Raw genomic sequence first — 11,996 nt, 5'->3', positions numbered from 1 at the left:
ATGAACGTTTATGACCGTTTTAGATTGCATCAGTAAATTAAATGTGCTATTATAATCAATGAAAAGAGGTGTGAAAATGCTTACAGAAGAAAGACATCAAGCAATTTTACGTTTATTAGATCAACAATCTGTTGTTAAGTCACAAGAATTATCTATCCGTCTTAACGCTTCTGAGTCAACGATACGTCGTGATTTACAAGAATTAGAGGACGCAGAATTATTAGAACGAGTTCACGGCGGTGCGAAACGTATTTTAAATTTAGGCTTTGAACAAGACATGATCGAAAAATCAGTCAAAAATACGCAAGAAAAACAAATAATCGCTTCCTTAGCCGCTCAATTTGTTCATGATGGCGACGTTATTTATCTGGATGCAGGATCAACCACTTTAGAAATGTTGCCATTTTTAGCAGGAAAAAATATCACTGTTGTTACAAATTCAGTCCATCATGCAGCGAAACTTGGTGATTTAAACATCAATACCATTATTCTTGGTGGTTCGCTAAAGCTATCAACAAAAGCAATCACTGGTTCAACAGGAATGGAGCAGCTCAGTCATTTTCGCTTCAATAAAGTTTTTATGGGCATGAATGGCGCTCATCTTGAGTTTGGTTTAACAACACCTGATCCTGAAGAGGCGGCGTTAAAACGTTTGGCTATTGAGCAAGCAGAAGAAGCCTATGTCCTGATCGACCAAACGAAACTAAATAAAGTAACATTTACCAAAGTAACCGAACTCGATGCTGTAATCATTCTCACCAATCAATGTTCACCAGAGTTACTTGAACAATTCCAGAAAAAAACAACGATCAAGGAGGCAATACAATGATCTATACAGTGACATTAAATCCGTCAATCGACTATATCGTTCATGTAGAAGGACTTAAATTAGGCGACTTGAACCGAATGACCAACGACTTTAAGCTACCTGGTGGCAAAGGTATCAACGTTTCCAGAATCTTAAAAAGGATCCAAGCTGAATCAACAGCTCTTGGTTTTCTAGGTGGTTTTACAGGAAATTTCATTTCTGACTGGTTGAAAAAAGAACAAATTCACACGAAATTTACAACGGTTCGAGAAGATACTCGAATCAATATCAAATTAAAATCTGAATCTGAAACTGAAATCAACGGTTTAGGACCTGCTATCAGCAACGAAGAAATGCAAGAGCTGAAACAAGCATTAAGTATGATTTCAGCTGGTGATATTGTCGTTTTATCTGGAAGTACACCAGCAACACTTCGAAAAGGTTTTTATGAAGAGCTGATTCAAATCATCAAAGATAAAGAGGCAGAATTTGTCATTGATACCACGGGCAAAGATTTACTAAACGCTCTACCGCAAAAGCCTTTACTTATCAAACCAAACAACCATGAGCTGGCTGAATTGTTTGATGTAGAATTTCAAACTATGGAGGATATCTTGCCATTTGGAGAACGTTTATTAGAAGATGGTGCACAACATGTGATTATTTCAATGGCAGGCGATGGCGCTCTATTATTCACTAAAGATGGTATCTATCGTTCAAATGTGCTAAAACGACCGTTGAAAAACTCTGTTGGTGCTGGAGATTCAATGATTGCAGGATTCGTAGGAACATTTGCTAAAAATAACGATCCGATCGAAGCTTTTAAATGGGGCGTTGCATGTGGCAGTGCTACTGCTTTTTCTGATGATTTAGCATCTGTTGATTTAATCAATGAACTGATTTCAGAAGTAAAAATTGAAAAAATCAAGTAACTAGAGGAAAGAGGGAAAAATAATGAACATCAAAGACTTACTAGTCAAAGACGTGATGATCATGGACTTGCAAGCAACTGATAAAAAAGGTGCAATCGATGAAATGGTCCAAAAAATGTACGATGGCGGTAGAATTTCTGATATTAAAACATATAAAGAAGGAATCTTAGCCCGTGAAGCCCAAACATCAACCGGTCTAGGTGACGGAATTGCGATGCCACATGCCAAAAATAGTGCGGTAAAAGAAGCCACTGTTTTATTTGCTAAAAGTAACAAAGGCGTTGATTATGAAGCATTAGATGGACAACCAACTTATTTATTCTTTATGATTGCGGCTCCAGAAGGCGCTAATGACACTCACTTACAAGCTTTAGCTGCCCTATCTCGCCTATTGATCGATCCAGATTTTGTAGCGAAATTAAAAGAAACAAAAACGCCAGAAGACGTTCAAAACTTGTTTCAATCTGCTGAAGAAGCCAAAGAAGCACAAGAGAAACAAGAGCAACTGGAAGAAGCAGCTAAAAACACTCAAGATGCAAATCGCAAATTCGTCGTTGCCGTTACAGCTTGTCCAACCGGCATCGCTCATACCTATATGGCCGAAGATGCTTTAAAGAAAAAAGCCAAAGAAATGGGTATTGACATCAAAGTCGAAACAAATGGTTCTGAAGGAATCAAGAATCGCTTAACAGCGGTAGATATTGCGCGTGCTGATGGTGTGATCGTTGCCGCTGATAAAAAAGTTGAAATGAATCGTTTTGACGGAAAAGAATTAGTGAACCGTCCAGTCAGTGATGGGATTCGGAAAACAGAGGAATTGATTACTTTAGCGACTAACGGTACAGCTCCAACTTTCCACAGTTCAGAATCAGATTCAAGTGAAGAAGATGGATCTGCCGATGGTTCAGTTGGTTCAAGAATCTATAAAGATTTGATGAATGGTGTTTCGCATATGCTTCCATTCGTTATCGGTGGTGGAATCGCCATTGCTCTTTCCTTTATGATCGACCAATTTATCGGTGTTCCTCAAGATCAATTGAGTATGCTTGGAAATTATAACGAAGCGGCTTCTTGGTTCAATCAAATCGGTAGTGCTGCGTTTGGCTTTATGTTACCCGTTTTAGCTGGATTTATCGCTTCAAGTATTGCTGATCGACCAGGTTTGATCGTAGGTTTTGCGGCTGGTGCGTTAGCCAATACAGGTGGTGCAGGTTTCCTAGGTGCTTTGGTCGGCGGTTTTTTAGCTGGTTATGTCATTATTTTATTGAAGAAGCTCTTCAAAGGTTTACCTAAATCACTTGATGGTATCAAAACGATTTTATTTTATCCTGTTTTTGGTTTACTGATTACAGGTGGTTCGATGCTTTTGGTCAATGTTCCAATGAAAGTTATCAATGATGGTTTAAATAATTTCTTATTAAGTTTAGATGGAACAAACGCTGCACTTTTAGGTGCCTTACTTGGTGGTATGATGGCAATTGACTTAGGCGGCCCAATCAACAAAGCAGCTTATGTGTTCGGTACAGCTTCGATTGCTGCAACCGTTACAGAAGGCGGTAGTATCATTATGGCATCAGTTATGGCTGGTGGGATGGTTCCTCCATTAGCTATTTTTATCGCAACATTGATCTTTAAAAATAAATTTACGAAGGACCAAAAAGATGCTGGTTTAACCAACTTAGTAATGGGCTTATCGTTTGTAACTGAGGGTGCGATTCCTTTTGCTGCAGCAGATCCATTACGCGTTATTCCAAGTTTCGTTGTCGGTTCAGCATTAGCTGGAGGTTTAGTCGGCGGTTTTGGCATTCGTCTGTTGGCTCCTCACGGTGGTATCTTCGTAGCTTTATTATTAAGTCACCCAATCTTGTATCTATTGTTTATTGCAATTGGCGCAGTCGTTTCTGCTGTCATTTTAGGAATTGTGAAAAAACCAGTTGCTCAATAAACTCCATTAAATAATCAAGCCTCAAATAATGTTGATTTCGATCACATTCATTTGAGGCTTTTTATTTGATTAAAAACTTATTATTTTTAGTTTATATCATTAGCTTTAATAAAATTTCTATATTAAACTTATAAATAAGTTATTTACATTCTTTACAGGTTAAAAATTTCTTTACTAACAAGGACACCATTTTTAGAATAATCAGAAAGGATAACTATAATGATTTTCATTATAGCGGTTTTTTTATTATGAATAGATTATTAGGTAAAGTAATGTTGATTACAGAAGGACAAAGTAGTATTGGTATTGCCACTGCTAAATCTGCTGCCAAAGAAGGAGCAATTGTTGTTTGTACAGGTAAACGTTTAGATAAACTCTCAGCTGTTGTTTCAGAGATAACGCAAATTGGAGGCACCGCAACTGCTTTTCAACACGATGTAAGCTCTAGCGACAGTTGGCAAAAAATGCTTTCTGCTACAATAAGTAAATATGGAAAAATCGATATTTTAGTCAACAACGCTGGGATTTCTTCTCCAAAAATACTTTTAGATTTATCGGTAGAAGATTGGAAAAAAATTCAATCTATCGATATAAATAGTTTTGCATATGGCTTAAATGAAGTGATTCCGCTAATGATGAAAAATGGCGGTGGATCGATTATCAATATTTCATCATTGGAAGGATTAGTAAATTTACCAGATAACAATCCTTATGTCGCCGCAAAAGATGTTATTCGCTCACTTTCACTTGATGCCGCCTTTACATACGCAAAACACAATATACGGGTAAATTCAATCTGTCCAGGTATTATTGATACACCTATGATCGAAACCACTTTTCCAACTATCAGACCAGCTTATAAAAAATCTGTTCAATTTCCTTATTTAGGAAAACCGGATGATATCGCAAATAGCGTTATTTATCTGGCTTGTGATGAAGCTAGCTTTGTAACAGGTGCTGAATTGGTGATCGATGGAGACAGTATTCCTATGTAGTAATAATTCTATTAGACGAGTAGTCATCTTGTTCACCATCGTTTGTTTGAATTTTAAAGGGCTGCAACATAACTCTTGGAGTTATGTTGCAGCCCTTTTCTTTTAATCACTAACATCGACCGTTTGATTGATCGTTTCTAAATAACTCGAATCTAAAAATACAACACGCAAATGATTCTTCGCTTTTTTCAAGTCAAAACGTGTAGATGCTTCTTTTTGTTTTAAATTGCTAATATTCACATCAAACAATTTATCCCATAATGCCTCTAACGGAATTTGTTTGATTGCCTCTTTTGGTAGATAAAAACGCAAGACAGAGACAAAATCATCATATTTTTTGTCCAAAACATCAATTTCCAAAAACTGCCGTATATAAAACTCATATGCTGACAGACCATCGTCAATAGCCATTTCTGGATTCAATACACGATAATTCATCATTTTACGGCTCTTCTCATCGATCCATGGGAAATAAGCTTGCGCGTTTAATATCCCCTTTGTACGGTTTACCCTATATTTTTGATGAAGCAGATCGTAACTTCTAGTAACAAAATAGGTTGCGTTTTTCTTTTCAACAGGTTGATAGTAATTATTTTGATATTGAACTGTTTGTGTAACCTCTTCAACGAAGGCATATTCAATATAAGGAGCACGTAAAACACCCGTTCCATTATTCCAAGCCAATTGATCAAAGCCCATCTGATCTCTGAACAAGCGCTGATATTTTTGATTAATAGGCACATCCCAATTAAATGGATCTTTGAATAAGGTTACTTTGATTACTTGATTGTCCAATTCTTCTACAAACTGAACTTGCTGGACTTCTAAAAAGATCGGTTTGGGAATAATTTGACAGTACAAATTTAAATAATACATTTTCCAACAAGAAGTCAAACACAGACCTTTAAAATAAACATCATAGCCTGCCAATTGATTACAATCAACGATTACTGCTTTTTTACTATCATATCGTTTAGGTAATTTAGTGATTTCGCTTTCTGTTTCAAATGTCCTTTTTTCAATATCCTCAACATTATTATATAAATATTCATCTAATGGCCGAATATACCCGTAGATGCCATTTCTAACCATTCTGGTTTCGCAATAGTCTTCGATCATCGTTTGATGGTCTAGATAAATAGTGCCATCTAGAATTGTCCGTTCATGAAGTGTTAACTTAGAAATATGGAGTTGAAATTCTCCGGATTGACCATTCACCTTGATCCATAAATTCTCTTCTTCTGTAAGATGTTGAATTTGCTGAATAATGGTTTCTAAATCAAATCTCTGTGCTTCTTCCTCACCAAAACGATAACTTTCGGGAATTGTCACAATGCGCAAAAAGCTTAACCAATCAAAAACATCCTCTTTCAACTCTTCTAAAGAAAAATCAGCCCGAGCGACTACCATATATATTTTCTCAGTTTTTTCCATTTGCTCCACCTCATTCCTTTATATAAGTATAACGAAAATAAAGACAGACTTCATCTAATATACTTCTGGAATCGTAAAGTTGCTTTTAAACAGCAAAAAAACACCTTGTTTCTTTCGATTAAAAAAAACTGGAAAGAAGTAAGATGTCTTATATATATGCTATCAATAGACGATTTTATTTTTATCTCCAATAAAGCGGTTGATCAAATAAAACAAAAGAGTCCCAATTGCTATAATGAGAATCGCTAAATAAAATGCGTAAAGTTTTGAGCCTGTGATATCAGAAATTTTCCCAGTTAACGACGGAACGATGACTGATGCTGACATACCAAAGAAATTAAATACACCATACATGGTTGCAATGCTGCCTCTAGGTGCTGATTCACCTAACCAAGAAATAATGATTGGTTCAACTGCTAATTTCCCAAAGAATCCGTAAGCCATAATACCAATGACTAAAATCGTTTGATTTGTTGTTGTGACTGTGATAAACAATACGCTAGCAGCTAATACTTCAAGCAAAATAATCAATTGAACTTTTTTCCTTGGAATACCATCAGCAATCCGGCTAAAAATCAGGGCCCCAGGGATTGCGGTAAAAAATACCAATGAGGAAGCGAGTCCAACTGAGGTTCCGGAAAAACCTTTTTCTGTTTCTAAAAAATTAGGTAGCCAGGTATCGATCAAATAGTAGGTATACAAGGTTGAAAAATACAAGATATACGCCGAAATCATGCGTGGTTTAAAAAGCGCTTTGATTGATGTTTGTTTTTTTAAATCTACTTGTGTACTGATTCCCTTTTTTGGTTTTTCTAACCGAATAAAACGTAAAAACATAACCACCGATAATAGAATCAACACAATTGTTGCAAAGATCAAGGCTTGCCAAGGCAATACGCCCGTTCCAACTAGATAACTAGAAGAAATCAAGCCTAAGCCGCTCCCTATTGCTGTTCCGCTGTTGACAATAGCAGTTGATAAGCTTCTTTTAGAGACTGGTACATATTCTGCAGTCAATGAATATGCTACACCATAATAAGTTCCACAACCTAATCCAGCTAAAATACTACCAATAAAAACAATCCCGATATTTTGTGCTAATCCCACAACCAATGCACCGAGACCAAATAATAAAAAACCGGGAATCAGAATTTGTTTTTTCCCTAATTTATCTACTAGAAGACCTGAAGGTATTTGCATGCAAACATAGCCTAAAAAATAGAAACTTGAAATATGACCAAGTTGAGCATCTGTCGCACCACCAAAATAATCGCTAATAATCGGATAAATAGGCGTCAAAACGGTTCGATAAATCCAAATAACGATCCAGCCAATCGTTAATATATAAATGATCTGTTTCCAATATGGCGTTCGTCCATTCTGTTTTTTTTGTTCATTCATCCTCCACGCTCTCCTTTATCAGGCTAAATCACTAAATGAGTCGCTTTTCTATTTTTTCCGCAAAAATAAGAAGGATCAGACAATAAAAATAAATATTTTCATGTCTGATCTGATTCTTACTCTATTAACTTAGTTACTTCTTAATAAAGGCACCCACAAAATCAGTTGAAACCCCATCTTCTTTTGTATAGATCACGTGACCTCTTAAAATAGTTTGCACAACTTGAGCACCAATTTCTCGCCCAATATAAGGACTGATTTTATTACGGTATTCCAAATCTTCAGCCTTTAATGTATAAGGTGCATTTGGTTTGATCAAAACAAAGTCAGCATCTTTGCCAACACTGATTCGCCCTTTTTGATCCAAGTCATAACGATCTGCTGGATTTGTGGCAATAATATCTGCAAATTGTTTCAATGACATTCCTCTTTTTTGAACGCCTTCATCAAAAAGAACATCAACATTATTTTGAACCCCAGAAATTCCACCCCACGCTTCAAAAGCATTCTCTTTATCTTTTAAATCAGGTGTACATGGAGAATGGTCAGAAGTCACAAAATCAATTTCTCCTGATAACACTTTATCCCACATACCATTTTGATTTTCTTTATCACGAATTGGCGGTGAACATTTTACCACAGGACCAATTGCGTCTAGCTCATCTGTATCAAAGTAAAGATAGTGCGTACAGGTCTCACATGTTACATCAACACCAGCCTGTCTTGCCTTCGTCACTTCTTCTACCCCTTCTGGACAGGCAATATGGCAAATATGGATACGACAGCCCGTTTCTTTGGCAAATAAAATTGCTCTGCGAATCGGTTCCACTTCAGTGAAAACTGGACGACTTGCAACATAAGCTTTTAATGTTGTTTCCCCATTTTTATAGGCAATTTCTCCTAGTTTATCTGTAATTGCAGCATTTTCTGCATGAATCGCCAGAACCTTGCCAGTTTTAGCAACTTGTTTCATTCCTTCGTAAAGAGAATAATCATCGACATTCATGAAATCACCATCAATACTGCGGTCTCCGCATGTCGCCATGAAACATTTATACGCTGCAACGCCTCCATCATTTAACTCTTGAATACCGCCAGTAAGATTGAATGGTACCAACCCACCAAATGAGCCAACATCTGATTTCAATTTGCCTTTTCCAGCAGTGTATTTTATTTCCAACGATTCACCATCGACGGTTGCAGGTACTTGGTTTAAAGGCATCTCCATAAATGATGTAACTCCGCCTTTAGCGCATGAAGCAGTTCCGGTGATATACCCTTCCCATTGATCACGATAACCGCCTCCAGGATCAGTGATGTGTACATGTGCATCCACCATACCTGGACTAACAACTAAACCTTGTGCATCAATGACTTTATCCGCCTCACCAAGATCATTTCCGACAGCAACAATCAATCCATCTTTTACAGCAACATCTGTCTTTACTTCCCCTGATTCCAGAATAACTAGACCATTTTTGATTAGTAAATCATGTTTCATTTGCTTTCCTCCTAAATTTAAATGCTGAATGAAGTATCTTCATAAAGCTTATTATTTTTTATCAAAGAATTTTCTTAATACTAAATATAAAACAAAAGCAGATACAAAACCAGAAATCCAAGAAATATCAGAAATCACTTTTAAAGCTGGGATGAAATTACCACTTAAACAAATAACCAATGCCACAATCGTAGCAACATAAGCAGGTTTATTCAATCCTTTGTAAATATTATGACTATTGTCAGTTTTTGGATCCATATACAACTGATTCAAGTCGATTTTTTGTCTCTGAACAAAATAATAATTCGCAATCATTGTCCCGGCAACAGGTCCTAAGACTGCACCGATCGTATTCAAGAAAATAAAGATGCTATCTGCGTTTTCCATTAATTTCCATGGCATGATCAGAAAACTGATCACACTGGCAAGTAACACCCCTTTTTTATAATCGATCTTTTTAGGAAATAATGCACATAGCTGATATGCAGCCGGAATGATGTTTCCCGTTGCATTTGTAGAAACAGTTGTTAATAAGAATACGAGCATCGCAACTATAATTGCCAATGAATTATCCCAACGATCAACAATGTTTAAAATATTCCATTCTTGGATTCCATAACGAATAGAACCACCAATTAAAATCACAACACTTGAAAAGGCAAATATTCCATAGCCAACTAAAAAGCTAGCAGTTTGACCAATCGTTTGGTCTCTAGTAGATTTCGCATTTTGAGTAAAGTCTGACACACTTGCACCAGGTGCTGCCCAGACTGCTAAAACTGAATTAATGATCATAAAATAGACAAACACTGGTGAAATATTATGTGCTGCTCCTGCGACGTCATAAGATAGAATCGGTCCTAAACCACCTGCAGCTCCAATCGCCCAGATAGCCATACCGCCAAATACAATATAAATCAGCGGACTTAAAATAGCAGTAAACTTATTAAGAATTTTTCCACCGCCAAAACCGATCAGCATGTTCACTGCCCAAAAAATCGTAAAGGCGATCAAGCCTGGAATAGAAATCCCCAAGATCATCGTATCTCCGCCAAGTGTTAAAAAACCTGGCCAAATCTTACCAATCAAAATCAACAACGCTAATGAACCTGTATAATTCTGTAACCCAAACCAAGCAATCGCAGCGACACATCCTCTAAGAAAGCCCGGCAATTTTGCACCAATATCACCATAAGTTGAGCGTAAATGAATCGCAAAAGGAATACCATATTTTGATCCGGCTCGACCATTGAAGGTCATAAATAAAGCCACAGCCATTGCACTTAACACCAATGCTAACATAATATTGATTGGTGAAAGTCCTAGAAATAAAAATCCTCCAACTGCCGTATAATTGGGAATATTATGAACCGAACCCATCCATAACGTAAAATAGTTCATTTTTCCCATCATCCTTTTAGACAAAGGTTTTGGAAGTAGATCTTCATTATAGCCACGTTCTCGATAACGTTGAAGCTCTTCTTCGGTGATTTGATAATCTTGGTTTTCCATTATTTCGCCTCCTTTTTAAGCGCTTATATACACTGAAATTCCAAATAATATCTTATTTTCCTATATTCCTTTTGACTAAAAAAATATGATGTGTTTAATTTCTATCAACTATATTTAGTTTCAGAAGCTAAACACATCATTATTTATTTCTTGCGATCACAACTGCTTATTCAGCAGTTGCTTTCTTTTTATTCAAGTTTGCTAATAAGAATAACGCAGTTCCTACGACTAATAGAATAACCGAGATATAAAAGCCCATTTCTTTTGAACCAGTCGCATCAGAAATTGAACCTGTCAATGTTGGTGCGATAACAGATGACATCATTCCGAAGAAGTTAAATACGCCGAGTGTTGTACCAATACCAACTTTAGGTGCATTTTCCCCAAGCCATGAAATAATGATCGGTTCTACAGCTAGTTTTCCTAGGAAGCCGTATAAAATCAGACCTATTAATAATAATGTTGAGTTTGTTGCTTGTACAGTCAATAATAGCATTGCTGCTGCTAAAAATTCTAAGATAACAATAAATTGTACTTTTTTGTGCATGAATTTATCAGCTAAACGACTGAAGAATAAAGCACCTGGAATCGAAGCAAACGCTACAAGAGATGCAGAAAATCCAATTGCTGCTCCTTCAAATCCACGCTCAGTTCCCAAGAAATTTGGTAACCAAGTAACTGTCATATAATACGCATAACAAGTAGCAAAGTATAAAATATACGCAAATAACATTTTTGGTGAGAATAATTTTTTGATTGAAACATGTTCTTTTTCAGCAACAGGTGCTTCTGGTGCAGCAGCCGCTGCTTCTGCTGCCTCTGCCGCTTCAGATTGTGCTAAGAATTCAGCATCTTCTTTATTATTACGAATAATTGCAACAAATGCCACTAACATTACAGCAATCAATGCTACAGAAATGTACATCATTGTTTGCCATGGGAATTTTAATTGAACAACTAAGAAACTAGATAAAATCAAACCTAAACCTGAACCAACAGCAGATCCGCTGTTTACAATTGCAGTAGAGAAACTTCTCTTTTCGCGTGGAATATTTTGAGAAGTTAGTGAATATGCTGATCCATAGAAAGATCCACAACCTAAACCTGCTAAAACACTACCAACATAAATCATTTGAATATTCGTTGCTTGAGAAATCAATAAAGCGGCTAATCCAAAAACGATAAAACCTGGAATCAATACTTTTTTCTTCCCAATTTTATCTACTAAGAAACCTGCTGGAATCTGCATTGCTACATATCCAAAGAAGTAACACGTAGAAATAAAGCCCAACGCTGTATCTGTGATATTTCCACCAAGTGACTCATTGATCTGCGGGTATGCAGGTGATAAGGCTGAACGATATACCCAGATTGTTACCCAGCCAGCACATAACAAAATAACAATTTTTTTCCAATAATCCATTCCTGAACCCTTACTTTTTACATCCATGTCTTTTCCTCCATATGT

The 11,996-nt window shown here is 36.6% G+C and carries 9 protein-coding genes; 4 read left to right on the top strand and 5 right to left on the bottom strand.

Features of this window, described 5'->3' with window-relative positions; translation table 11 throughout:
* Positions 1 to 76: 76 nt before the first annotated feature.
* The 4 genes from IGL98_RS05395 (at position 77) to IGL98_RS05380 (ending at position 4,680) form a co-directional block, all read left to right on the top strand.
* Positions 77 to 829, top strand: coding sequence for a DeoR/GlpR family DNA-binding transcription regulator (locus tag IGL98_RS05395; RefSeq protein WP_242590242.1), 753 nt, complete (start codon positions 77 to 79; stop codon positions 827 to 829).
* On the top strand, positions 826 to 1,740 hold the full coding sequence (gene pfkB, locus IGL98_RS05390; RefSeq protein WP_206843785.1) for a 1-phosphofructokinase: 915 nt from the start codon (positions 826 to 828) through the stop codon (positions 1,738 to 1,740). The genes IGL98_RS05395 and pfkB overlap by 4 nt, the downstream gene beginning before the upstream one ends.
* A gap of 22 nt (positions 1,741 to 1,762) precedes the next feature.
* A complete protein-coding gene (locus IGL98_RS05385; RefSeq protein ID WP_206912394.1) occupies positions 1,763 to 3,685 on the top strand; it encodes a PTS fructose transporter subunit IIABC in 1,923 nt (640 codons plus the stop codon).
* A 248-nt stretch (positions 3,686 to 3,933) separates the two neighbouring features.
* A complete protein-coding gene (locus IGL98_RS05380; protein WP_206912395.1) occupies positions 3,934 to 4,680 on the top strand; it encodes an SDR family NAD(P)-dependent oxidoreductase in 747 nt (248 codons plus the stop codon).
* 102 nt (positions 4,681 to 4,782) lie between these two features.
* On the opposite strand, the gene IGL98_RS05375 is transcribed toward IGL98_RS05380, so the two are convergent.
* From IGL98_RS05375 to IGL98_RS05355, 5 genes are all read right to left on the bottom strand, one after another.
* Positions 4,783 to 6,114: a hypothetical protein gene (locus IGL98_RS05375; protein WP_206912397.1), complete on the bottom strand. Its 1,332-nt coding sequence runs from the start codon at positions 6,112 to 6,114 to the stop codon at positions 4,783 to 4,785.
* A gap of 162 nt (positions 6,115 to 6,276) precedes the next feature.
* Positions 6,277 to 7,515 carry an MFS transporter gene (locus IGL98_RS05370; protein ID WP_206843778.1) on the bottom strand — a complete coding sequence of 413 codons (1,239 nt, stop codon included), beginning with the start codon at positions 7,513 to 7,515 and terminating at the stop codon, positions 6,277 to 6,279.
* A gap of 133 nt (positions 7,516 to 7,648) precedes the next feature.
* Complete coding sequence (gene allB, locus IGL98_RS05365; protein ID WP_206912399.1) at positions 7,649 to 9,016, bottom strand: allantoinase AllB; 1,368 nt, start codon at positions 9,014 to 9,016, stop codon at positions 7,649 to 7,651.
* 51 nt (positions 9,017 to 9,067) lie between these two features.
* Entirely contained in the window at positions 9,068 to 10,528 is a 1,461-nt protein-coding gene (allW, locus tag IGL98_RS05360) for an allantoin permease (RefSeq protein WP_206912401.1), read from the bottom strand.
* Between the two features lie 166 nt (positions 10,529 to 10,694).
* Positions 10,695 to 11,978: an MFS transporter gene (locus tag IGL98_RS05355; protein WP_206843772.1), complete on the bottom strand. Its 1,284-nt coding sequence runs from the start codon at positions 11,976 to 11,978 to the stop codon at positions 10,695 to 10,697.
* Positions 11,979 to 11,996: the final 18 nt, after the last annotated feature.

The organism is Enterococcus sp. DIV0840, from assembly GCF_050527835.1.
In the GTDB taxonomy this organism is placed as follows: domain Bacteria; phylum Bacillota; class Bacilli; order Lactobacillales; family Enterococcaceae; genus Enterococcus_L; species Enterococcus_L ureasiticus.
The sequence above is the reverse complement of the archived record's forward strand: the minus strand, read 5'-3'. Positions and strand labels throughout refer to the sequence as shown.